We start from the raw sequence: 22,799 nt of genomic DNA on the forward strand, positions 1-22,799 counted from the left end.
ATTTACATGGTACTAGTTATTGCCGCGTTTTACTGCCTCTAGCATCAGCTGTGCTACGTCCATAACCCGCACGTCTTCAGCGCCTTGGCTGGCCACGCCGTCGGAAAGCATGGTGGTACAGAAGGGGCAGGCAGTGGCCACGATTTTGGCCCCCGTGTCTAGGGCTTCGCGGGCGCGGGTGGCTGCGATGCGGGTGCCGATAGTTTCTTCCATGAAGGCTCGCGCACCACCGCCACCACAGCAGAAGGCGCGTTCGTGGTTGCGCGGCATTTCCACCTGTTCGGCGCCGGTTGCGGCCAGGAGTTCACGCGGCGGAGAGTAGATCCGGTTGTGTCGTCCCAGGTAGCAGGCGTCGTGGTAGGTGACTTTGGGGGTTAGTTGCAGCCCCTGCACTGCAGCAGGTTTTGCCGACGCCGTCGCTTCTGCCGACGACGCCGCAGAGTCCGCCTGGGTGCTTGCCGCTGCGGATGGTGCCTGCTGCGCCGGGGCAGTTTCCGACGCCGCTACCGACGCCGTCGCTGCCTGCTGCGCGGACGCCGCTGTGGGGGCCACCGGCTTTAGGCGACCTTCACGCACCAACTGATTTAGCAGCTGGGTGTGGTGCAGCACCTGATAATTGCCGCCCACCTGCGGGTATTCACGCGAAATAGTGTTGAAGCAGTGAGCGCAGGTAACCACAATGCGCTTGGCGCCAACCTCGTTTAAGGTTTCAACGTTTTGCGCAGCCAAAGTTTGGAACAGGATCTCATTACCGGCGCGGCGGGCGGGGTCACCAGTGCAGGATTCGCCGTCGCCCAAAACCGCGAAAGAAACCCCGGCAATATGCAGCAGCTCAGCCACCGCGCGGGTAGTTTTCTTGGCGCGATCCTCATAGGCACCAGCGCAGCCCACCCAGAACAGGTAGTCCACTTCGCTGGCGTCTTCCACATCCACACCCACCACGGGCACATCAAATTCCAGGCCCTTAGCCCACTCTAGGCGCTTGCGCGGGGGCAGACCCCAGGGGTTGCCTTTAGATTCAAGCTTGCGGAACATTTGCCCAAGTTCCTTGGGGAAAGCCGACTCCATCAGCACCTGGTTGCGGCGCAGATCAATCACGCGGTCAATATGCTCAATGTCCACCGGGCACTGATCCACGCAAGCCCCGCAGGTGGTGCAGGCCCACAGCGCAGCCTCGCCGATGACTTCGCCAACCAGTGGGGCGGGTTTGGTGGCCACGCCAGTTTCCGACGGCGCCGCTTTGGCCTGCAGCAGCGCCCCCAAAATGTCTTGGGTGTGGGCACTGTTTTCGGCCAGGCCCAGGGAGGTGTTTACGCTCAAACCGTCACGCACCCCCAGGCGCACTGGGCGCTGAGCGAGCTGCTCGTCGCTGACCTCTTCAGGTTCCACCCCTAGCTGCTGGGCAGCGGCAATAAAGGGGGCTACGGCGGCGTGGTGGTCACGCAAAGCCAGGGTGAAAAGCTTGGGGGAAAGCGGCTTGCCGGTGTTCCAGGCCGGGCATAGATCCTGGCAGCGGCCGCATTCAGTGCAGGCAGAAAAGTCCGCTAGAGCTTTCCAATGGAACTGCTCGATCCGGCTAACCCCAAAGGTAGGTTCGGCGTCGGACTCTTCAAGCTCATCGAGTAAATCGACAGTTAGGGGTTTGCCATCCACAATCATGGGGTCAAGCGGACCCAGAGCAGAGGTGCCGTCGTCGTGCTTGCGGGCGTAGATGGTGATAAAAGCCAGGAAGCGGTGCCAGGCCACGCCCATAGACGGCTGCAAGCCCACAATCACAAACCAGGTCATGGAGCACAGGATCTTAACCAGCGCCAACACCGCAATGACATTAGCCAGCGTCTCTGGATTGGCGCCCTGACCCAGCGGGCGACCCAACCAACCAAAAATCGGGAAATGCACCCAGCTAGCCGACTGCTCATGCTGGGCGGCGCTAAGCCAAGCCGATTCGGCCACGCGCAGCAAATCTACGCAGCCCACCACGGCCACAATAGTGGCCTCCACAAACCGCGCCTGCCAGCGAGTTGAGCCGGTAAAACGCGACTTGCGGCCGTGGGCGGTGTTAACGCTGCGCACCACAATCAAGCCAATAATGGCGATCGTGGAGGCTAAAGCAATAAATTCAACAAGCCATTCCCAGGGCGGAAAATGCCCGATTAGCGGCAGCGCCCAGTCGGGGCTAAAAATCTGCGCATAGCCGGTGACCAGCGTAAAGAACAGGATCGGGAAGGACACCATCACTAGCCAGTGGGCTAGGCGGATCCAGGGGCGACCTTTAAAGTCCTGGTGGCATAGGACTTTCACCAGCAAAGTTTTAAGGCGCTTGCCCACCGGGTGCAGGCGCTGACGGTCTACCGGGGCGCCTAGGCGGAAGCGGTTAGCGATAGTTAGGCAGGCGCGAGTGAAGAAACCCAGGCCCACCAGGGTGGCAATGACGGCTAGTGCGCCGCAGACCCACTGGATTACAGAAATATGGTTCATGCACCCAGCCCCTGCCAGTAGCCCAGTCCCTGCCAGTATTGGCGAACAAAACGCAGCCCGGTTAAGGATGCTGTAAAACTCAGCCCAATTGCTGCGCCGGATTGCGTTAGGCGGTATGCCAACATGCCAGGGACACAAACACTCATACCTATAGCCTACCGGCAGCTAGTTATGTGCACTGTTAGCTAAGCCCGCCCCCTGGTGTGGCAAGGGCCGCGCGCTTAGGCTCTGCCAACCTAAGGGGTCGCAGCTGGTCGCGCAGGGCTCGCCGGACAAGCAGCCCCTGCCGGGCCGAGCAGCTGCCGAGCCAGCGAGACTTGCCAGGCGGGGCTTGTCGGGCCAGCCAAACAAGCCTTGGTGTCAGCCCGGCCAGCAGCGAGTGTCAGGCTTCGAGCTGCTTGGGCTGGTTGTGGCCCTCGAACCAGACGGCGGCGCTACGCAGAGTGAGCTCGCGAGTAAGGGTTAGCACTGCGCCAGAAATAATGGCGAATGCAGCCAGTTCAGCCACCGCGTAGCTCGATAGCTGGCTTTGGTCTTTGGGGGCCGGGCGGCCGGTCACTGCCCGCCAACTTAGGGAAACTACCTTGTCAGCCACATAGCCGGAGGCGAAGGTGGCCGCCGCAGCGGTCAGCTTCCAGGTGAGGTCTTGCTTCTTGTTGCTCTTAGCCATGGCTAAATTCTAGCGACGACGCCGTCCACTCTCGACCCGCTTACGGCCTCTCTTGCAGCCTCTGCCCACTTAGGAGACCCACCAAATGCGCCGCCACCAGCATTTTTAGGCAGCGTCGGTTTAATTAGTGTCGATTTCTATCACTACCCACCCATTATTATCACAACCACACATTAATCTATTTAATTCACACCAGTCACACCAGAACAATTCTATACCTCAAGATTAACTTTAGATTTTTAAATTAGTTCTTTCTAAGGTTTAAATATTTACCTTTAATTAGTTTGTTTACTGTGCGCGAAACTTAGGCAAAATTGCCTCACGTAGCAGCCTAAAGATATAAACTGATCAGACCTCCCCTAAGAAGCTTTCCAATTATTAGCTAAGCGGAGGTACTTACATACTCACAACCTCAAGGAAGGTGTATCAATGCTAGACAAAAAGGCTTTCGCAAAATGGCTGCAGGCGCGCCCTAGGCTAAACGTTGCCACAACTAACGCCTCAACTACTTTCAGTCAGGATCCGCCCAACGTTACTAGCGAACCTGACATCAGCCTGGAAATTGCTAAGCAGACCATTGTTGGTCAGGCTGCGCAGTTGATCCAGCAGGCCCAGGAGCTTGAGCAACAGGAGCAACTACTTGAACAGCAAGCCCAGGAGCTTGAGCAGCGGACCGCAGAACTCGAACAAGAGACCGAAGCTCACAAGCTCGACATAGATTACATCGACGATCTAGATACCCGAAAAAACCAGATTGAACAGGAACTAGAAGAAACTAAACAGGAACTAGCTTCAACTAAACAGAAGCTAGCAGAGACTAAAGAACTGACTACCAACCAGGCAGCTAACGAATCCTTGGTTGAAGAAAACAAACAGCTAACCCAGCAGTTAGATCAGAGGCAAGGGCAGATCGATAGCCTCAAAAACGATGTAATCGAAATGCAGAAAGAACTAGAAAAAACTGTATACCAGAGGGACCGCTTCCAGAGTCAAGTCAGTGTTGCTGATCAGGAACGTCTTGATGCGGAAGAAGAACGCGATAACGCACAAAGCGAGATGCGTAAATTAAGGCAGCAAGTTGACCGCCTTAAGAAATCTGCCAATTCTACAGCTGAGCCAAACTCTAAACTCACTAAAGATTGGTTTACCCACCCTGACCTAAAGCTTAGCGATTACGCTAGGTTTAAGCTCGATGTTGAGATTTGCTGGAATACCCTCGACAGCAAACTACGTGAAGATTACCCACTTAAGGATTACACCATTAAGGATGGGTTCCTTGAGAGTGCTAAAGAGACGTTGCCAAACGAATACACTCGCCTGGTACGTATCTGTACCGAGATTATCTGCGGCATTTCGCGTGCTCCCCGATCCGCTAACTGGTCCGGCATTGCGGGAGTTGACCGCGTCAACCACAACGGCCCCAACAACAACTGCCCGACAGTAACCCGCCAGCAGGATGACGCTACCTCGCGCAAGGTTTACGTCAAGCAGAAGAGCCCGGCGGCGCCGCGCTTGTACTACTGGCTGCTGCCAGACCAAAGCGTAGAGCTGGCCAAGGTCGGCTTCCACGACGATTTCGACCCCGGCCGCTGATCAAGGCCAAGCTAGCCGCCGCCTAACCAAACTGGCCCTGCATTAGCACAGAGCCCCTGCACTAATGCAGCAGCCAATACCAACAAAACTGCGCCCGCCAAAATTTGGCGGGCGCAGGCGTATCTATTGGCGTCTATTTGCGCCCTCGGGCGCGGGCCCTACGCCAGCCCACGATAGTCACCCAAACGCCAGCTATGGCCACGCCAAAGCCCAGGTTGGTCACAATAGACAAACTATCTAAGCGCTCTATGTGCATAGGCGGCCCCACCACTTTGACGTCCTTAGTGTTTTGACACTTAATCACATAGGTGCCAGCAGTGGTTGAGGTAAAACTTCCCGGCGGGAACTTCGAACTACCTTCCTTATAGGCCACCACTTTGCCAGCTGGATCGCTCACGCTACAGCTATCAACGTCCCTTGTGGTCAGAGAGTAGAGCATGTAGTTAGTCTTGGCCTCCAAGGCCACCTGCCCAGACTCGGGCAGCAGCTGCCCAGCCTTAAAGGAGCTAGGGCCTCCCGTCAGGTACAACCAAGAGCCAGCCAGGGTCACCATGGGCACCACCAGCATCATGAACACGCCGATAATAAACAGACGCCAGCGGCCGCGTTGCTTCTTCTTACGGGGTACAGCCCGGTAGACAAAACGTCCCCCGGGAGCCAGGCGATAGTGCCCAGCCGGTTCGTCGTCGTCGTTAGTAACGTTATAGCCCTCACGGACAGCCGAGCGGCCTGGAGCGCGCGTCCCCTCACCACGAGAAGACTTGCGCCCCTCATGGTCAGCGCGATCCTTATCGTCAGACCAGTAACTATAGCTTCCGGTTATGTTGTCATAGCGGCCATAAACGCGGTCAGAGCGCCCCTCACGCCCGGCCTGGCCCTCATGCCCGGCCTGGCCTTCACGCCCGGCCTGACCTTCATGGCCATGCCCGGCCTCATGATCGCTCAGTCCCTCAGGTCCGGCCAGGCTTTCATGTTCAAAGTGGCCCTCATTTTCAGCTTCGCGCTCACGCTCGCGTTCACGGGCCCGCCTAACATACTCCGCCTCAGCGGTAGCAAAATCGCGTTTAGCGGCGCGGCGTTTAGCCCGACGCTCAGCTAGGCGCCGCGCTTTAGCTTCACGCTCACGCTCAGCCTCGCGAGCCTGCTTTTCACGCAGAACGGCCAGCTCCTCAGGGTTCAAACGAACCCCGTATTTGGGCTGGCCGTCCTCAGTTTGGTAGTCGCTCACTTGGCCTGACGCAGCAGCTCTAGGGTCTCGCTAGCAACCTGCTCCTGCTTGACGTTAGCAACCACGTTCTCCACGAACAGGCGGCCGAGCACAATCGCGGTTACGGTGGGCAGGAAGCCCAGCAGCAAAGAGATCAGGAAGGCCACAAAGCCGTTCGAGTCGCCGCCGCTGGCGTAACCACCGTAAATGTAGCTGTTGAAAAACACCGACACGATCTTGGAGTTAGCAGCAGCTCCCGCGCAGATCAGCCAGGCGAAGACAGCGGTGACGGTGATGGTCAGGTTAGCCAGCTTGGCGCCGGTTAGGGCAAAGGACTGCTTGAAACCAAAGTCGAACAGCGCGCCAATCGGGCTGGGCTGGGCCGGGCCGGCCTGGGGGTAAGCGCCGTAGCCCTGCTGAGCGGCGTAAGCGTTGGGGTCGTAGCCAACAGCCGGAGCGCTGGCAGCCACAATCGGGTTACCGTAGGCGTCTAGCTGTACGCCACCGGCAGCGGTCTGAGCAGAGGGGGCGCCGTAGTAAGCACCTGCGGGGGCAGGGATATCATTAGCGGGGGCCGGAGCGCCGTAGGGCTGCTGGGGCTGGGGAACCTGGTTGTAGTCAGTCATAAAAGTCTGCCTCCAGTTAGATTTTCTTAGGGCTTTTAATACCCAGTTATGGGTTAGCCCTGATGGACTCCCCCTTAGCCTAACTCGAAAACCTTAGTTTCGTCTGGATCCGCGTTGCACAGTGACTTGTACTTCACCATCACTACCCGCCGCAAAAACACGCGCACCTGCGTTAATACGCCAACGCAAAATGCGATTTTCTGCCTGCAGGGCAGCGTTTTGCTCTTCGAGCAGCAAAATCCGGCGGATCCCCTCTAAGTTAATTCCAGCTTGGCTGAGGGTTTGGATATAGCGCAGTTTTTCGACGTCGCTATAGGAGTAACGCCGTCCACGCCCGCGTGACCGCTTGGGACTAACTAAGCCCAGGCGGTCATATTGGCGCAGCGTTTGTGGGTGCATCCCGGCCATTTGCGCGGCCACAGACACCACATATACGGCCCGGTGGTGGGCGTCAGGCTCTAGTGAACCGATCCCCTGGCCACGGCGTTTCACTTGGATACCGCTTCTTTGAGCTTAGCGCGCGGGTCGGCGTCACCCATGGCGGCGTCGAATTCTTCCAGAGCCTTACGGGCCTCGGCAGATAGCTGCTTAGGTACCGCAACTTCCAAGGTTACTAGCAGGTCAGTGTTGCCCTTGGGGGTGTGGGCACCCTTTCCGCGCAGTCGCACCACGCTTCCCGACGACGTGCCCGGCTTTACCTTAATCTTGCTGAAAGTGCCGTCAAAGTTAGGTACCTCAACGATGCCGCCCAGGGCAGCTTCCTTCAGGGAGATCGGTACGCTCAGGCGCAGGTCTTTACCGTCCTGCTTGAACACCGGGTGGGGGCGAACCTTGATGTTAACCACCATGTCGCCGGCGTCGCCGCCGTCGGTGCCGGGGCGGCCTTTACCGCGCAGACGGATCTTTTGCCCGTCCTTAACGCCCGCCGGGATACGCACCTTAACAGCCCGCCCATCAGCGGTAATTTCCACCATGGTGCCGTTGACGGCGTCGCGGAATTCTAGCGTGGCGTCGGTTACCACGTCCTGGCCGCGCTTGGGGCGTGAGAAGCTGAAGTTGAAAGGCCCGGGGCGTCCGTCGCGACCGCGTGTAGGCGAGGAGTAGCCGCCGAACATGTTCATCAGGTCATCAATGTTGATGTCTGCGCCAGCCGTGCCGCCAGCGAAACCGCCTGAGCTCGCGCCGCCGCCAAACATGGAACCAAACAGGTCATTAAAGCCCGCGTTGGCCCCACCTGAACCGGAGGTGAAGCGCGCACCGCCACCAGCCATGGAACGGATAGCGTCATACTGCTTGCGGTCTTGCTCATTAGAGAGCACCGCATAGGCCTCGCTGACCTCTTTGAACTTCTTCGCAGCCTCGGGATTGTCAGCGTTACGATCCGGGTGGTACTGCCTGGCTAGCTTGCGGTAAGCCTTCTTGATGGCGGTGGCGTCAGCGTCTTTAGCAACACCTAGTACCGCGTAAAAATCCTTAGTCATCCAGTCTTGACTGGCCATAATGTGGTCCCCACCTCCTAAATAAGGGGAAAGTCATTAATAGTTTCTTTTTTGGTTGCCGCTTTTTTCTTTAGCGGCTTTATTTTTTATAGCGACGGCGCAGGTAAAAGCTCACCTGCGCCGTCGTTATTTGCATGGTGCTTAGGCCGGGTTGGCGACCTGCACGCGAGCGTGGCGGACCACGCGCTCACCGAGCATGTAACCGGGCTGGATCACCAGGTTCACCGTAGGTTCGGTGACTTCAGTGGATTCCACTGCCATCAGGGCTTCATGCAGGTTGGGGTCGAATACGTCCCCGGCCTGGCCAAAGCGGGTAAGTGAGAACTTGTCTTTCAAGATATTCTCAATTTTGCTGCCCACCGCTTCAAAGGAACCAACCAGGTCCCCGTGTTGGCGGGCTAGTTCGATCTCATCCAAGACCGGGATTAGTGCTTCAGTGACCTGCTGGGCGCCGGCTTCGCGGTGAGAGGCAGCCTGTTCGCGAGAGCGACGCACATAGGCGTTGTACTCCTGCTGCAGGTTGTACAGGTCAGCACGGGCGCGGGCCAGCTGGTCAGTGGTCTCGTCTAGCTTGACCTGTAGTTCCTGGGCAGTGACCTGACCGGCGTCGGCCGCCTCCTGAGCGGCGTCAGCTGCGTCTTGGGCCGCGTCGGCCGCGTCCTGGGCGGCCTGGTTGGCGGCGTCGACGGCGTCGGTTACGTCAGCCTCAGCGAAGGCCTCGTTAACCTGGTCAGCTAGGGCCTGTAGGTCCTCGTTTGAGGGCTCAGTGCTCACTTGTTTTCCTCGTCATCAACGATTTCAGCGTCGACGATGTCGTCGTCAGCCTTGGGCTGCGAGCCAGCGGAAGCGCCGGGGAAACCACTGCCACCGGCGGGGCCGGCCTGCTCAGAGGCGTACAGGGCCTGACCGATCTTCTGGCCTACCTCGTTGAGCTTGTCCTGAGCGGTGCGTACGGCGTTGATGTCGTCGCCCTCAAGGGACTTCTTCAGCTCGTCAACAGCTGCGGAAACCTCAGAGTGGACGTCCTCGGGCAGCTTGTCCTTGTTCTCGCGCAGTAGCTTCTCGATGGCGTAGGCCTGCTGCTCAGCGGTGTTGCGGGTCTCAGCCTCTTCGCGACGCTTCTTGTCCTCAGCGGCGTGAGCTTCAGCTTCCTTGATCATGCGGTCGATGTCCTCCTTGGGCAGAGCACTGCCGCCGGAGATGGTCATGGACTGCTCCTTGCCGGTGCCCTTGTCCTTAGCGGACACGTGCACGATGCCGTTGGCGTCGATGTCGAAGGAAACCTCGATCTGGGGCACACCGTGCGGGGCCGGAGCGATACCGGTCAGCTCGAAGGTGCCTAGCGGCTTGTTGTCGCGGGCGAACTCGCGCTCACCCTGGTAGACCTGGATCAGCACGGAAGGCTGGTTGTCTTCAGCGGTGGAGAAAATCTCGCTGCGCTGAGCCGGGATGGCAGTGTTGCGCTCGATCAGCTTGGTCATGATGCCACCCTTGGTTTCGATACCCAGGGACAGCGGGGTCACGTCGATCAGTAGCACGTCCTTGCGGTCACCCTGGATAACACCAGCCTGCAGGGCGGCACCGATGGCCACAACCTCGTCGGGGTTAACGCCCTTGTTGGGCTCCTTGCCACCGGTCAGCTCGCGGACAACGTCGCTGACGGCAGGCATACGGGTGGATCCACCTACCAGCACTACGTGGTCGATGTCGCTGACCTTGACGCCGGCGTCCTCGATTACCTTGTGGAACGGCAGCTTGGTGCGCTCTAGCAGGTCAGCAGTCATTTCCTCGAACTGGGCGCGGGTTAGCTTCTCGTCCAGGTGGATCGGGGTGCCGTCGGGGCCCATGGATAGGTACTGCTGGTTGATGGTGGTGCTCATGGCGCTGGACAGTTCCTTCTTGGCCTGTTCAGCGGCGTCGCGCAGACGCTGCATGGCGATCTTGTCCTTGGACAGGTCTACACCGGTGTTGGACTTTACGCGGTCGATCAGCCACTTGACGATACGGTCATCCCAGTCGTCACCACCGAGTCGGTTGTCACCGGCGGTGGCGCGCACCTGAATGGTGGAGAAGCCGTCGTCATCCTTACCAACCTCAAGCAGGGAGACGTCGAAGGTACCGCCACCGAGGTCGAATACCAAGATGAGCTCGTCTTCCTTACCCTTTTCGAGGCCGTAAGCCAGGGCGGCTGCGGTGGGCTCGTTGACGATACGGTCAACCTTGAGGCCGGCAATGGTACCGGCGTCCTTGGTGGCCTGACGCTGAGCGTCGTTGAAGTAGGCGGGGACGGTGATAACCGCATTGGTGACGGGCTCGCCCAGGTAAGCCTCGGCGTCGGCCTTTAGCTTGGCCAGGATGAAGGCCGAAATCTGCTGGGCGTTGTAGTCCTTGCCGTCAATGTTCACCTTCCAGTCAGTGCCCATGTGGCGCTTGACGGAGGAGATGGTGCGGTCAACGTTGGTGACTGCCTGACGCTTGGCAATGTTGCCAACCAGAATCTCGGGCTTGGCGTCAGGGCCGGTGGCCTTGGAGAAAGCTACTACTGAAGGGGTAGTACGGCCGCCTTCAGCGTTAGGGATGATGGTGGGCTCCCCGCCTTCGAGGACGGAGATAGCAGAGTTGGTGGTTCCTAGGTCAATACCCACAGCGCGTGCCATAAGTTTGTGCTCCTTGTTTGTTCTGTCTGTAATGTCTTTACTCAAGTATTCAAGTTGAGCCAGTGACTGTCAACTCTCTTCTTGAGTCCACCTAGCTCAACTTTGCTAGGGGGTGAATCATTCCCACTATTTGATGTGAGCTGGCACACTTTAAACTTTATGTCCTATCCTGAGCTCGTGGGCCCAGCCAAAGACTCCCCCTCACCACCAAACTCACTGTCAGCTGCTTGGCTAGACTCACGCCGAAAGTTAGGGCGTGGACACCACTGGTTTTGGTCTTCACTAACCGCCATTAACTCTGGCCCTAGCTGGCACCGCGCTGCACGTTGGACCGCCACTGTATGCGGCGGCCTACTTGGCTGCGCCCTAGTTTTGGGTCCTTCCCACGCCACTTTGGGCTTGCTCGGGGCCCAGTGCGCCAACGTTGGGCGCGAAGAGCCACTACGACGGCGCACTGTCTCCATGGTCATTAACGCCCTGGTATCCCTAGGTTTTTTCTTCTTGGGTTGGTACGCAGCCCCATATCCTTGGCTTCTGCCCCCATTAATCACGGCCATGACTTTTTCGACCGTATGGGTGTGGCACGCCCTGATGGTGGGCCCTCCGGGGCCTACAAACACGGTGTTTGCCGGGGCCTACGGAACCTATATGGCCTCCACCCATTCAAGCGCACTAGAAACAATTGTTTCGGTTAACTCCCTGGCTTTCCTATTTGCTGCCTTAACTTCGATTGCCTTGATTGCCTGGCACCCCAACTCCCCTGCCCGCGAGGCTATCGCCACTGCAGAGGCCGCCGTCGCCGACTATGAAGCCAGCTTTGACAAGCCCCAATATGAGCGCGGGCCGCAACGCTCAGCCGCCTATAGCGCGGTGAATGAGGCTTGGTACACCCTGCGTAGTGCACGCACAGCCAACGAGCGCCCCCACACTGCCGCCTCACGTCAGCTACATTCACGCCTGCGTCGCCTGCATCGGCGCCTGGTGTTGGGCCTGCAAAGTGAGTCTTTTCCCGCCCAAAATCAGGCCACTGGCTCGCACTTTTTGCGCACTCCCCTGGGTCGGCCTCGCCCAAGCTACTTGCTGCGCCGGGCTTTCCATAAGGGCTCTCGTCCCTGGTTAACGGCGGTGCGGGCGCTGATTGCGGTGCTGCTAGCCACCACCTCTATGTTTTTTTCGCCTACCGCACATACTTCTTGGGCGGTGCTTAGCGCCCTGATTGTGCTGCAAAACGGCACTAGTCGCATGGATATGTCGGTGCGGGCACTGCACCGTGTAGTTGGTACTAGCCTGGGTTTAATTAGTGCTTTGGCGATAATGACGCTGGGGCTGGAGCCGTGGACCAAGCTGGTAATTATTTTCGCCTGCCTGCTGGGGATGAACCTGACGGCGAAGCGTAACTATGCGGTGGCGGTTTTCTTCATCACCACCTACTCGATGCAGATGCTTCCGCCCACCGCCCATTACTCCACTTCACTACTGTTTGCCGATCGCCTACTAGAGACTTTGGTGGGCGCAACCACGGCCCTACTGGCGATTTGGCTGGTGGGACGCCATGCCCCGATCTTGTTGGTGCGGCGCCAATATCGCGCGGTTTTGCGGGCTATTACAGCTGTTCTCGACGACGCCGCTCACGCTGAGCTAGATACTTTGGCGGCCTCCACGCACCGGCGCAACCTGGCTTTTGAGCTGTCTCAGTCCGGTACGGTTTTGGCTGGGGCACGGGCCGACGACGCCGCTAGCCTGGTGGGTTGGCATGAGTTATCGCGGGAAATTTCCCGGTTTGGTTTTGACGTGTTGGCTTCCGTGTGGCGCAAATCTAGCTTTGGTCAGGCACAACAGGCACAGTTGGCGGCCGCCCAGGCGGCGCAAAATCTGCGTGATTTTGTGCGTGACCTGCCCCCGCTTTCAACTACCAATATTGATACTGCCGCGCTAACTAAACGGGTTAGCTTGGCGCGCACCTTATACCTGGCAGATGCCTAAAAAATAGAAAGCAGTAAGCTATACAACTTACTGCTTTCTGATTGCTATGTTATACCAGTATTTTACCGGGCAGGCATTTGTGCCGAAAAATAATGGTTATAGCGGCATAAGGAGTTAGAAAATTACTTCTCGTCCTTGTGTACGGCATTCTTAACGCCTTCGATTGCGCCCTCTACAGAGTCCTTGACGTCCTCAACGGCGTCCTTAACCTTGTCAGCGAACTTTTCCGCAGCGCCTTCAGTTTCCGTCTTCTTGTCGCCGGTAACCTTACCCACAACTTCCTTGGCTTCAGCCTTGGCGTGGTTGATGCTGTCCTTGATCGACATAATCGTACTCCTTTTTAGATGGTAGTTAGCTTTTAGGATAATATTTTTTGGAGAAAATTGCTAGGATTTTTTCCCAAAGAATAATACGACTATAGCGATAACAATTACTGCACCCAAGATAGAGGGAATTAGAGCCTTACCAGCCAGGGCCGGACCCCAGGTACCAAACAGTCTTTGACCCACAAATGAGCCTATTAAACCTGCGACAACGTTGGAGAGTATCCCCATCGAGCCGCCTTTTCTAGTAATCACACCTGCGACAAAACCTATAAAGCCGCCAACAATAATTGACCAGACCAAAATTACGCTCCATTCGCACTATTTATGCGGAAAGTGTTTACTTTCAGCCAACACTGCGACAGACACGGTCTCAGATGATTTCGATACAGCATCTATTCGTGGAGGATTGGCAGTCAAAATAAAATATGTTGTGCAACACCCGCAATTGTCAGCATAACAGCATGTTGGTAACGCGATCAACAGGTTACAAATATTAGTTGCTCAGAATAGCTAGCAGCGATTGCAGCGCAACCTAACGCTAGGGCTGCTGATTTGGGTCTGGACCAGCCTTAGCTGCAGCGTTAGCAACTAGTTGCCAAGGACCCAGATTTAGCGGCCTAGATACCCGCACTATCAGGTCTTGCCCCTCGATTAAGCATTGATTGAGGCTAGCTTGATTATCGCTAGCCACCCTGCCGGCTTGCTGGCAAGGCTGCGCCCCACCGGCAGCTAGCGGATCATTAAGCGCTTGAGCGCCAGCTAGGGCGGCCAGGTCAGCTGCACTTTGAGCTTTAGCGGCGCCACTATAGGCCGCAGCCACCAGGGCGATTACCCCAGAAAGCAGCAACGCTAAAGCGATTAAAGCCAGCGATAGTACCGTGCCAGAGCCCTGCTCCCAACTGTGGGCTTTGCTTTGACCAGGCTGTCTCATGGCTGCTCCCGTGGGGCGCAGGCGCTAGCCCGAATAGTCCACCCCAGCATGTTTAGGATGGGTGGCAGTGACACGCTGGCCTGCGCACATTCTCCACTAACACTGATTTGGGCCGCACTATAAGCCCTAGCTGCTGCCGCATAGGGGTCCTCACCCGCCAATTGGGCTCTAGCCGCCGCATTGGCCGCGCCCACTGCCCGCACCTGCCTGACACCTACAGCAGCCAAACCCAGCACTAGTGCTAGCACGGCGATAACTGCTGGCAAAGTTAAGGCTAGCTCAGCGGTAACCATGCCCCGGCAGTTGCAACTAGCCCTGCCAGTGCAGGCGAGGGCGCAGCTTCGCCTGCGCCCACAGCGCACACCTAAACCCTGGGGAGTGGTGGCGGCGCAAGTATTTACGGGCTTGCGCCGCCACCTTGGCTTAGGGCGGCCAGTTAGTCCGCCCCGGCTCATCAGGACACGCTCAGTGCGCTAGAGAGCAGCGACTCGATCATTGGGCGTAGCCCACCAGAGCGAATAATCGCCAGTAGCAGCCCCGCAAACGCTGCGGCTGCCACCGTGCCAATGGCGTACTCGGCTGTGGCCATACCAGCTTCAAGATCTAGGCGCTTATCGCCCTGGGCGCCGCCTTCAGGCTTACCTTCACTCTTAGCGCACTTGGCCTCCACAGCCTCCTTTACTTCCTTTACCTCATTTGCCTCCTTGGTGCCCTTGAGTGAGTCACTGCCAGGCGCCAAAGACGCAGGCGGCTGCTCATGTGCCTGCTCCATGGTTTCCTCCTTTTGCCCTAATCTGGGCAGTTTTGGCTAGATGGGCGGCCTAGTTGACCAACCCGTAAACAGTTTGTGGCGCCTTGGCTAGCGCCTGCTTGCAGCCTGTGGATAGGGGCTGTAGGAGTAAATTTGTTCCCCACCTGTGCTCAAAAGCATTAGCGACGTCGCCGCAGCCAAGAGCGCAAAAGAGCAGCAAAGAGCAGCTTTTAACTTTGTACCTGGCCGAAGAGTTGCTGGGCAGGTACAAGACATAAGCTGGTCGACAGCGAGCTTAGAGATTAGGGGCGAAATTAGTTCCAGAGAGCTACTGGAAGAGCCGGCGAGATGCGGATCAGAAGCCACACCGGCGAGATTCATGCAGATACGGGGGCTTGCGGGCTAGCGTGCCAGCGATCGGAGGCACGGCAGTCTTAGCCAGCGCGCCAATCTTGGCCAGCACACCACTCGGTTGGGAGTTTCAGCCAGTTAGGCAGCCAGCTGAGCACGGCACTCTTGGCCGATGAGATGTCGCAGCAAGCTGAGCGTTAGGCAGCCAGCTAGGCGCCGTCGCCCCAAGATTTAGGCAAAACGCAGCCTTAAGCGCCGGCAAGCACGCTGCGGCCCAAATAAACCACGGCCGGCACAATCGCCAACAAAATAAAGGCCGGCAAATGACACAGCCCCAACGGCAACACCAGTCGCACCGCCAACCGGTTAGCGTCCGCGCTAGCCTGGCTTTCACGCTGATCACGTAGGGTTTGCGCCCAAGCTTCAAGCATCGGCAGGGGGTTGGCTCCAACTAGCCAGGCCGGCGCTAAACATTGACTAAGCGCCTTATAACCAGCCCGATTTGGCGCAGCCAGGCTCCAAGCCTCATCCCAACTCGCCCCAATTTCCAGCGCCCGCGCCACGAACCCAAAATCCTTGATTTCACAGGCAAACCCCAACGCCTCCAGGCATCTGGGGATACTGGCGCCACTATGCAGCGCCGCACCACACAGATCCAGCAGTAAGGCGTCGTCGAACTGGTTAACTTCCTCCTGGGCACGCTCCACCATGCGGGACGTAACCAGGCGCCCCACACACAAAAACCCCAGCCCACCCAGAGCCGTGATGGTGCCCAGGGCGCCGTCGAGCCAAAACTGCCACACCCGCACCCCTAAAAGCGCCCCTAAAGCCACCCCCACCAGCGGCAAAGCAGCCAACATGCGGGCCGTGGCCACCGGCGCCGCCAAAGCCGCATAGCGCTGCTGCGCGCCGCGAGTAGCCTGCGTGATCATGCCGGCCACCTGCCCTAACACCTGTGCCAAGGGCGAGCCCAGGCGCTGCGCCAAACGCTGCCCTGCCAAAGCCGATCTAGCCGCGAGCGCATTAACCCCCGCCTGTTGGCGCCGACTTTGCCCCAGCCACCAGGGGGTTTTGGCCGCAATCAAGCTATGCAGGTAGAGGCTTTCGCCCGCCTGGTTGAGTTGGCTGGGTGCCCCGGCTTCGGCTAGGGCTTGGCTCCAGGCTTGGGTGGGCATCTGTCCGCCGGTAAGTCGCACCGATACCTGCACTAGCAGCATATTTAGTGCCAGTGGTGGTTTGCGTTTGGGTAGGGCTGGTAGGTGTATGGGGCGGCTCCGGCTTAGGGGTGCCCACCAGCACCAGGCCACTAGGGTCAGCAAGCTGGCTAGTAAAAGCGGGTGGGTTTGGATTACTGCGGCGACGGCGCTAAACGCTACTGTCAGGGCGGTTTCTAGGGCACTTTCTAGGGCGCTCGCGGCCAGTGCGAACAGCGTGGCCAGCACGGTCAGTGTGGCCAGCGCGGCCAGTGCGAACAGAGCGGATAGTGCTGACAGCGCGCCGCTGGCTTTGCAGGTGGCGGCGCATAGTTTGGTTAGTGTTTCTACCAGCTGCCAGGTCATGGTTAGCTGCCTAAGGCTTGGTCTAGGGCTGGCCCAAGACGCCGCCGCAGCAGTTCTAGGGCGGCGCCTGGCACTAGCTGGCCGTCGTCATTCCAGGTCAGGGCGTCTTGGCAGATTAGTTCTCCATCTTGGCGCCATAGCACTGCCAGGCTGCGTAGCCGGCGTAGGCCTTGCTGACGTTCTAGGTGTATTACTGCGTCTAGGGCGCTGGCTGCCTGCAGGTTTAGGGCTTGGGGACTTAAACCGGCCAGGGCTCCCAGAGCGGCTAGTCTTGCGGGCACATCCACTGCGCTGTTGGCGTGGAGTGTGGCCCAGCCTCCCTCATGCCCGGTGTTGAGGGCGGTGAGTACGTCGGCTACTTCGCCGCCGCGACATTCGCCCAAAATGAGCCTGTCTGGCCGCATTCTTAAGGCGATTCGTACTAGTTCGCTCATATTCACCCCGCCGGCACCTTCCACGTTGGGGCGGCGTTCTTGCAGGTAAACCACGTGTGGGTGGTTGATGCGTAGCTCGCGGCTTTCTTCAATGCACAGCAGTCGCTGTTGGACTTCAACTAGGGCCACTAGGGTGGCTAGCAGGGTGGTTTTGCCGGTGCCGGTAGCCCCGCTGATTAGGCAGTTTGCCCGTTTTTTGACCAGTAGTTCCAGCACTTTTTGCATCCGTATGTCAAACATGCCCGCTTGGCGTAGCTGCTCAATGGTGAAGGCTTTGGAGCGAAAGGCGCGCAGGGAAATCAGGGTGCCGCAGGCGCTGACTGGCTCTAGCACGGCGTGTAGTCGGCTGCCGTCGCCTAGGGTGCCGTCCACTACTGGGCTGGCTTGGTCTAGGCGTTTGGCGCAGCCGGCGGCCAGGCGCACCGCTAAAGCGCGGGTGTCTGCCTCGCTCCAGCCTGGCGGTAGTGGGGCGCGCAGTAGCCCTTTTCCTCTATCTACCCACAGTTGGCAGCCGTTAAGCAGCACGTCAGTGACGACGTCGTCGTCTAGGTAGCGCTGTAAGGGGCCAGCCCCAGCGATGTCTTCATAAACCCCAATGGCCATATCCGCCATGGTTTGGGTGTCTGCCACGGGGCTAGCGGCCATGGCTTGGGCCCAGCCTTGGCCGCTGGCAATGGCGCGCCGTAGCCGACCGCCCCAGTCACGGCGAGGGTTTGCAGCGAAACTTGGTTCACTCATTTTTGGCCCTTTTGCGCCCAAAAGTTAGGGTTGAGCGCCCAGTTAGCTAGGCGCGCACCTACTTTTCTCTCTGCTCGTTTTAGCCGCAGTGGGTCTAAACCCAGCTGTAGGCGCTGAGTTAGCTCACGTCGATTAGGCAGGGCACACACCACCGGGGCACCTACCAGTCGGGCTATTTCTTGGCTGGTTAGGTCTGCTCCCTGCTCTCGTAGGGCTAGGGCGCCTAAGCCTGGGCGTACTTCTTGCAGCCAGCCGCGTGCAGCTAGGGCGGCGCGGTGGGTTTGGTCAGTTACCAGCAGTACCCGCGCACCTTCCAGCTCATCCCAGGGCAGGTGTGGCAGTTGCAGCGCCGGCAGATCCACTACTGTTAACTGGCAGGTGGTGCGTAGGGCGTAGATGGCTTGGCTCATTTGCAGCCAGTTTTTAGGCCCGCCTTGGCCGCCACTGCCGGCTAGTACCTTCACGCCGCGATATTTACCCAGCCCCCGCACTAGTCTTTGGGGCCATAGTGGCGACTGATTTTTAGGTAGCTGCCCCCAGCTAGCGCCCTGACAGTAGCCACTCCCCAGGTATAGGTCCAGGCCACCGTAGGGGTTGGCATCCACCAGGGCCGCAGTCACCCTAGCTGGCGCGGCCGGCACCCCAAAATCTGCCCCATCCAGCTGCATCCCTTGGCCCTGAAACCCGGCTAGCTGCGACGCCCCACCGCCACGGATTAGCTCACGCCCAGCCCACGCCAGTAGCGCAGCGCTATAGGTGGCCCCAATTCCGCCCACCGCCCCACACACAAACACCACTTGGCCAAGCCGACTAGCCTGTTTGCTTAGCAGCAGCCGGTATAGCCGCTCCACCTGAGTGGGTAGATTCAGCTCTATTAGCTCGACGGCGTCGGCGCGCCCCTCCAACTGGTCCAGCAAGCCCCGGGCATGGGCCTTTAAACCCGGCTGACACACTCCCAGGCAGCTTTCTAAACAGTTTTGGCTAAGGTAGGCGAACTGGCCGGCCATATGTAGCGCATCAACCCCATTAACCCCACCCCCGTCTGCAGCTTGCATAGGCACCTGGATGAAAGCCTCCACGTCAGCTATTTGCAGGTGGCAGTGCAGCTGCTCTAAATATTCAAGGGAGCCAAAATCCCAACACCAAAGGGCCCCCAGCGCGGCCAACTCCAGGCGGGCTGGGCTGACAAGCACATGCAGTTGCTACGCCAACGCCGCCCCCAGCGCCGCCCCCAGCGCCACTACCGCCAGCGCCGCCGCCAGGCGGGCTAGGGGCCGGCGCGCTTAAGTCAACCTCGTTTAACTCAACCATGCTCAACACCCTGCCCCCACCCACCCCTTAGGCGCTGCCAGGCTGTGGATAAGAACCATGGGGGTCAAAAAGTTACCCACTTGTGGATTAACTCGGGAAATTTTCAGCTTGCGCTTTTACACTTCACAACACACCCCCTAAAACTTCCTAATGCGAGGTAACCGCGTGTTTAAAACCCAACTGCGCCGCCTAAGCCCGCGCCGCACCGCCAGCCCCAGCGCTACCCCCAAAACCGCCACCCGCTGGCTACGCCCAGCCCTGGCCACACTAACCACCCTGATGCTAGGCGCTGCCGCCCTAGCCCCCACCAGCCCCGCACAGGCTGGAGTTTTCAGCAAAGACCCTAACGGCGACGTCGCCCGCCCCTTCTACTACAACTCCGTCACCCTAGACGGCACCCCGGGCAAGCTACTGCGCCAAGAAGCCGCCGTCAGTGGCATCAACACCCTAGGGATCAGCAAAATCGGGCCCTACAAAGCCCAACGCATCCTCTACTCATCCAAAAACCGCACCGGCAAAGACATCGCCGTCAGCGGCATCGTGATTGAACCCAAACGCGCCTGGAGCGGTAAAGGCCAGCGCCCCATCATCGCCTACGCCCCGGGAACCCAGGGCATCAGCGACGACTGCGCCCCCTCCTGGAACATCGCCAACTCCATCGGCGACTATGAACAGCTGTTCTTCAAATCCTTCCTGGCAAAAGGCTACGCCGTAGTAGTCACCGACTATGAAGGCCTAGGCACCCCCGGCGCCCACACCTACATGGACCGCGTCTCCCAAGGCCACGCCGTGCTGGACTCAGCCCGCGCCGCCACCCAGCTAAAAGGCTGGGACCTGGGCAAAAACAACCCCATCGTAATTAACGGCTACTCCCAAGGTGGCGGGGCCGCAGCCAGCGCCGCCGAACTAGCCGGCACCTACGCCCCCGAACTGAACATCAAGGGGGCAGCCGCAGGTGCAGTCCCGGCCAACCTCAGCGCCCTACCCGCCAAGCTCGACGGCGGCAAATCCGCCCTATTTGAGCTCTACGCCCTCAAAGGCCTAACCACCAGCTACGGCGTCACCCTGCCGCTGTCACCCCACGGCCAGCAGGTAATGCAGCGCGCTACCAACACCTGCGTCATGGGCGGCAGCTTCTACAGCGGCACCCGCCTATCCCAGCTGACCAGCGACGGCACCGACGTGAACCAGCTCATAGCCCAGGAGCCCTACCGCACCATGCTGGCCGAGCAGCGCATCGGTAACCTAAAGCCCACCATGCCTGTACTGCTCACCCACGGGCGCGGCGACGACGTCATCGACTACCAGGTGGGATCCACCCTGGCTAGCGACTGGTGCGCTCGCGGTGCACGGGTGACTTTCACCCCCAATGACGCCAAGTCGCACACTGCCGGCGCCAGCGAGCACCTCAAGCAGTCGCTGGTGTTCACCATGCTGGTTTTGGATGGGCTCAGCCCCAACTCTTGCTCGGCCCGCTAATCTCCGGGCCCGGCGCGTTAGTCCCAGGCCTGGCTCACTAAGCCGACCCCTTTGGCCCGCCAGTTGGCGCTCGTTCAGTTACGACGACGCCGCTGGCGGGCTTTTGCGTGTCCGCCAGAAAGTTTTAAGTCAGTTAGCCTCGGCGTTGTTTAGCGCTGCGTGGTGCCGGCCTGGACGGCGCGTGAGAGCTCACTGCCTTGACGCATCCCCTCTAGCAGCGCCTCAGCCTGCCAAATAATCCAGGCCACCACGCCCTCCAAACTGGCACTGGCATAGGCCTGGGCAGCTTCAGCGTAAGCTGCGGGCACGCGTCCTGCGTAATAGTCGCTGACACTGACCCCGGTGGGGTCTAACCCGTCGCGCACACTCAAATGCCGCACCAGCAGTCTTCCTAGCGCCCCATTAGCTAAAGCGAAGGGGCGCACCGTAAGCATTTCGGCGTGCACCAACGCCACGCGCACCAGTGCCGGCAGGTTTGGGGTGTCAATTAAAGCCACAATCTGCGCTAGGCGCTCACGTAGCTCTTGGCCGCCCAGGTTTGGCCCCGGCCCACCTTCAAGCAGCTGCCCACCCTCAAGCAGCGGATTTCCGTTTTCACGCAGCCCGCCACCTTCAAGTGCCGCCTTTCCGCCCTCAAGCATCCCGCCGCCTTCAAGCGACTGGTTTTCAAGCGCCTGCCCGCTTTCGCGTGGGCAGCCCACCACCGCCTCACTGATTAAGCCCCCAACTGCCAGCGGCCCCGCAACGTCACGGTGCAAAGTTGCCATAAGCTGCGCCGTCGCCGGCACCACCGGACAAGTACGCCCCACCAAATCAGGCATATAACCAACCAGGCGGCTGTGCGCCCGCCACAATCCGGTGGCCGCATCCCAAGCCGGGTCCTTACTGGAAGCATGTACCCCTGCCCCCTTAGGCCCGGCGGCAATTTGTTCACGCAAAGCCTGGGCGCTAACCACCGCCCCCTCAATGGCCGCGCCACTAACCGCCGCGCGCACACTAGCCTCCGCGCGGGCCTCACGCCAACGTTTACGCAGTGCCTCCTGCCACCGCAGCTGCGCTGAAGCCTCATATAAAGCCTCACTTGCAGCCGCTACACGTTCTTCACGGGCCAGTGCCAAACAGGCGTCAATAAGGGCATTAGTGCTCACAAATCAAAGCCTACGCGCTAGGCTCTAAGTGTGAGTACCGAGGCCACCCACCCCACTACGCAGCAAGTTGCCGACTCAGCCCCCCACGGGCGGCGCAGGAGTCACATAATCGCGAGCATTTTTGGCTTGGCGCAAGGGGCGTGGGTGATGGCCCTGGCCGCCTTCGTAGTCAAATACCAGGGCCCTAACTTTGTCTTCAGCTACCAAGCTGAGCAGTACCTGCTGGCCTTGCCGTTGGCGGTGGCGGCTTTCGCGGTTTGCCGCTGGGTTGAGCGCTACTATGCCCGCAACTCCTCGCTGGGGGCGGTGGTAGCCGGGGTGTTTTTGCTAGGCGGCTCCCTGGTGCTGCTGTGGCTGCAAAAGTACTTCACCCTGGGACTGATCTCATTTGTTTGTGCCATGCTGCTATTTGGTGGGGCCATGGGTATGCGCCGTGCTCGCCGTGCTGGGCGACGTGAGGCGGTTTACGCCCAGCAAATGGCCAAGCTGGACCAGCAGCCCGGCCAGGTGCCGCTGCCGCCGCCTTCGCGTAAATCTGACCACGTGCTTTCTTTGGTAATCACCCCTTTACTGACGGTTTTTGCGCTGGTAGCTACTGGTTTTAGTTCCGGGGTGGTTGCTGGCGCGGATGTTTTCGCTGCCAACGCCCACACTTTCAGCCACGGCAAGGTGCTGTTTGCACTAGTAGCCGGAGCGCTGCTGCTACTAAGTGTGGGGGCCTTAAGCGGCAACTCCACCGCCGGTACAGCCGCCACTGCGGGCACAATTTTCGCTTTCTACCTGGCGCTATGGGTGGGAATTTTGCTGGGTATCAAGCACCCGCTGTTCACTGACCCGGCCAGCTATATCGTCATTGATCCGGTGGTGTGGATTTTCTTGGCGGCAGTGATGTCACCACTGGCACGTGGCTCACACTGGGCCCGCCAGGCCGGGCGTACCCAAATGGCTACGCAGTTAGCTATGGAAACCAATAAAGCAGCTGCTTAATCCATTAATCCAGACCTAAATATTTTTAGGAAAAACATTATTTTAGACACATATTCAGGCAATTTGCGCGG

At 59.0% G+C, this 22,799-nt stretch carries 21 protein-coding genes; 4 read left to right on the plus strand and 17 right to left on the minus strand.

Annotated features, from left to right (window positions below; translation table 11 throughout):
• Positions 1-12 precede the first annotated feature (12 nt).
• Positions 13-2,478, minus strand: a complete 2,466-nt coding sequence (locus tag HMPREF0045_RS06170; protein WP_005986560.1) for a (Fe-S)-binding protein — start codon at positions 2,476-2,478, stop codon at positions 13-15.
• A 382-nt stretch (positions 2,479-2,860) separates the two neighbouring features.
• Entirely contained in the window at positions 2,861-3,148 is a 288-nt protein-coding gene (locus HMPREF0045_RS06175; RefSeq protein WP_005986562.1) for a DUF4235 domain-containing protein, read from the minus strand.
• Positions 3,149-3,577: 429 nt separating this feature from the next.
• Between HMPREF0045_RS06175 and HMPREF0045_RS06180 the strand changes: the two genes are divergently transcribed.
• Positions 3,578-4,741 carry a hypothetical protein gene (locus HMPREF0045_RS06180; protein ID WP_005986564.1) on the plus strand — a complete coding sequence of 388 codons (1,164 nt, stop codon included), beginning with the start codon at positions 3,578-3,580 and terminating at the stop codon, positions 4,739-4,741.
• Positions 4,742-4,874: 133 nt separating this feature from the next.
• Here HMPREF0045_RS06180 and HMPREF0045_RS06185 read toward each other — a convergent pair whose 3' ends face one another.
• From HMPREF0045_RS06185 to dnaK, 6 genes are all read right to left on the minus strand, one after another.
• Complete coding sequence (locus HMPREF0045_RS06185) at positions 4,875-5,969, minus strand: hypothetical protein (RefSeq protein ID WP_005986567.1); 1,095 nt, start codon at positions 5,967-5,969, stop codon at positions 4,875-4,877.
• Positions 5,966-6,574 (minus strand): hypothetical protein, encoded by a 609-nt coding sequence (locus HMPREF0045_RS06190; protein WP_005986569.1) that lies wholly within the window; start codon positions 6,572-6,574, stop codon positions 5,966-5,968. Before HMPREF0045_RS06190 ends, HMPREF0045_RS06185 begins: the two co-directional genes overlap by 4 nt.
• 93 nt (positions 6,575-6,667) lie before the next feature.
• Positions 6,668-7,072 (minus strand): heat shock protein transcriptional repressor HspR, encoded by a 405-nt coding sequence (locus HMPREF0045_RS06195; RefSeq protein ID WP_155813111.1) that lies wholly within the window; start codon positions 7,070-7,072, stop codon positions 6,668-6,670.
• Positions 7,063-8,073 carry a DnaJ C-terminal domain-containing protein gene (locus tag HMPREF0045_RS06200; protein WP_005986573.1) on the minus strand — a complete coding sequence of 337 codons (1,011 nt, stop codon included), beginning with the start codon at positions 8,071-8,073 and terminating at the stop codon, positions 7,063-7,065. Before HMPREF0045_RS06200 ends, HMPREF0045_RS06195 begins: the two co-directional genes overlap by 10 nt.
• A gap of 141 nt (positions 8,074-8,214) precedes the next feature.
• On the minus strand, positions 8,215-8,847 hold the full coding sequence (locus HMPREF0045_RS06205; RefSeq protein ID WP_005986574.1) for a nucleotide exchange factor GrpE: 633 nt from the start codon (positions 8,845-8,847) through the stop codon (positions 8,215-8,217).
• Positions 8,844-10,730 (minus strand): molecular chaperone DnaK, encoded by a 1,887-nt coding sequence (gene dnaK / locus HMPREF0045_RS06210; RefSeq protein ID WP_005986575.1) that lies wholly within the window; start codon positions 10,728-10,730, stop codon positions 8,844-8,846. Before dnaK ends, HMPREF0045_RS06205 begins: the two co-directional genes overlap by 4 nt.
• A 177-nt stretch (positions 10,731-10,907) precedes the next feature.
• Here dnaK and HMPREF0045_RS06215 point away from each other — a divergent pair, with 177 nt between their 5' ends.
• On the plus strand, positions 10,908-12,713 hold the full coding sequence (locus HMPREF0045_RS06215; protein ID WP_231196684.1) for an FUSC family protein: 1,806 nt from the start codon (positions 10,908-10,910) through the stop codon (positions 12,711-12,713).
• A gap of 122 nt (positions 12,714-12,835) precedes the next feature.
• On the opposite strand, the gene HMPREF0045_RS06220 is transcribed toward HMPREF0045_RS06215, so the two are convergent.
• The 8 genes from HMPREF0045_RS06220 to HMPREF0045_RS06255 all read right to left on the minus strand — a co-directional run bounded on the left by HMPREF0045_RS06220 (position 12,836) and on the right by HMPREF0045_RS06255 (position 18,996).
• The gene (locus HMPREF0045_RS06220; protein WP_005986577.1) at positions 12,836-13,039 is read right to left on the minus strand and encodes a CsbD family protein; all 204 of its coding nucleotides are present in this window, start codon (positions 13,037-13,039) and stop codon (positions 12,836-12,838) included.
• A gap of 60 nt (positions 13,040-13,099) precedes the next feature.
• The gene (locus tag HMPREF0045_RS10160) at positions 13,100-13,339 is read right to left on the minus strand and encodes a GlsB/YeaQ/YmgE family stress response membrane protein (protein ID WP_005986578.1); all 240 of its coding nucleotides are present in this window, start codon (positions 13,337-13,339) and stop codon (positions 13,100-13,102) included.
• Between the two features lie 238 nt (positions 13,340-13,577).
• Complete coding sequence (locus tag HMPREF0045_RS06225; RefSeq protein WP_005986579.1) at positions 13,578-13,970, minus strand: Rv3654c family TadE-like protein; 393 nt, start codon at positions 13,968-13,970, stop codon at positions 13,578-13,580.
• Positions 13,967-14,263, minus strand: coding sequence for a hypothetical protein (locus tag HMPREF0045_RS06230; protein ID WP_005986580.1), 297 nt, complete (start codon positions 14,261-14,263; stop codon positions 13,967-13,969). Before HMPREF0045_RS06230 ends, HMPREF0045_RS06225 begins: the two co-directional genes overlap by 4 nt.
• Before the next feature lie 161 nt (positions 14,264-14,424).
• Complete coding sequence (locus tag HMPREF0045_RS11015) at positions 14,425-14,742, minus strand: DUF4244 domain-containing protein (RefSeq protein WP_005986581.1); 318 nt, start codon at positions 14,740-14,742, stop codon at positions 14,425-14,427.
• Positions 14,743-15,320: 578 nt separating this feature from the next.
• Positions 15,321-16,631, minus strand: coding sequence for a type II secretion system F family protein (locus tag HMPREF0045_RS11020; protein ID WP_005986582.1), 1,311 nt, complete (start codon positions 16,629-16,631; stop codon positions 15,321-15,323).
• Between the two features lie 2 nt (positions 16,632-16,633).
• Positions 16,634-17,803 carry a TadA family conjugal transfer-associated ATPase gene (locus HMPREF0045_RS06250; protein WP_005986583.1) on the minus strand — a complete coding sequence of 390 codons (1,170 nt, stop codon included), beginning with the start codon at positions 17,801-17,803 and terminating at the stop codon, positions 16,634-16,636.
• A complete protein-coding gene (locus HMPREF0045_RS06255) occupies positions 17,800-18,996 on the minus strand; it encodes a CpaE-like family protein (RefSeq protein WP_005986584.1) in 1,197 nt (398 codons plus the stop codon). Before HMPREF0045_RS06255 ends, HMPREF0045_RS06250 begins: the two co-directional genes overlap by 4 nt.
• A 283-nt stretch (positions 18,997-19,279) precedes the next feature.
• On the opposite strand from HMPREF0045_RS06255, the gene HMPREF0045_RS06260 reads away from it, so the two are divergent.
• On the plus strand, positions 19,280-20,593 hold the full coding sequence (locus HMPREF0045_RS06260; protein ID WP_005986585.1) for an alpha/beta fold hydrolase: 1,314 nt from the start codon (positions 19,280-19,282) through the stop codon (positions 20,591-20,593).
• A gap of 149 nt (positions 20,594-20,742) precedes the next feature.
• Here HMPREF0045_RS06260 and HMPREF0045_RS06265 read toward each other — a convergent pair whose 3' ends face one another.
• Positions 20,743-21,741 (minus strand): Fic family protein, encoded by a 999-nt coding sequence (locus HMPREF0045_RS06265; RefSeq protein WP_005986586.1) that lies wholly within the window; start codon positions 21,739-21,741, stop codon positions 20,743-20,745.
• Between the two features lie 30 nt (positions 21,742-21,771).
• On the opposite strand from HMPREF0045_RS06265, the gene HMPREF0045_RS06270 reads away from it, so the two are divergent.
• Positions 21,772-22,728 (plus strand): hypothetical protein, encoded by a 957-nt coding sequence (locus HMPREF0045_RS06270; protein ID WP_155813113.1) that lies wholly within the window; start codon positions 21,772-21,774, stop codon positions 22,726-22,728.
• Positions 22,729-22,799: the final 71 nt, after the last annotated feature.

The organism is Actinomyces graevenitzii C83, assembly GCF_000239695.1.
GTDB lineage: Bacteria > Actinomycetota > Actinomycetes > Actinomycetales > Actinomycetaceae > Actinomyces > Actinomyces graevenitzii.

Excerpts from the sequence above, each read along its gene's own strand:
- HMPREF0045_RS06170 (WP_005986560.1), bottom strand. The coding sequence starts at position 2,478 with ATGAACCATATTTCTGTAATCCAGTGGGTCTGCGGCGCACTAGCCGTC.
- HMPREF0045_RS06175 (WP_005986562.1), bottom strand. The coding sequence starts at position 3,148 with ATGGCTAAGAGCAACAAGAAGCAAGACCTCACCTGGAAGCTGACCGCT.
- HMPREF0045_RS06180 (WP_005986564.1), top strand. The coding sequence starts at position 3,578 with ATGCTAGACAAAAAGGCTTTCGCAAAATGGCTGCAGGCGCGCCCTAGG.
- HMPREF0045_RS06190 (WP_005986569.1), bottom strand. The coding sequence starts at position 6,574 with ATGACTGACTACAACCAGGTTCCCCAGCCCCAGCAGCCCTACGGCGCT.
- HMPREF0045_RS06200 (WP_005986573.1), bottom strand. The coding sequence starts at position 8,073 with ATGGCCAGTCAAGACTGGATGACTAAGGATTTTTACGCGGTACTAGGT.
- dnaK (WP_005986575.1), bottom strand. The coding sequence starts at position 10,730 with ATGGCACGCGCTGTGGGTATTGACCTAGGAACCACCAACTCTGCTATC.
- HMPREF0045_RS06220 (WP_005986577.1), bottom strand. The coding sequence starts at position 13,039 with ATGTCGATCAAGGACAGCATCAACCACGCCAAGGCTGAAGCCAAGGAA.
- HMPREF0045_RS06225 (WP_005986579.1), bottom strand. The coding sequence starts at position 13,970 with ATGAGACAGCCTGGTCAAAGCAAAGCCCACAGTTGGGAGCAGGGCTCT.
- HMPREF0045_RS06230 (WP_005986580.1), bottom strand. The coding sequence starts at position 14,263 with ATGGTTACCGCTGAGCTAGCCTTAACTTTGCCAGCAGTTATCGCCGTG.
- HMPREF0045_RS11015 (WP_005986581.1), bottom strand. The coding sequence starts at position 14,742 with ATGGAGCAGGCACATGAGCAGCCGCCTGCGTCTTTGGCGCCTGGCAGT.
- HMPREF0045_RS11020 (WP_005986582.1), bottom strand. The coding sequence starts at position 16,631 with ATGACCTGGCAGCTGGTAGAAACACTAACCAAACTATGCGCCGCCACC.
- HMPREF0045_RS06250 (WP_005986583.1), bottom strand. The coding sequence starts at position 17,803 with ATGAGTGAACCAAGTTTCGCTGCAAACCCTCGCCGTGACTGGGGCGGT.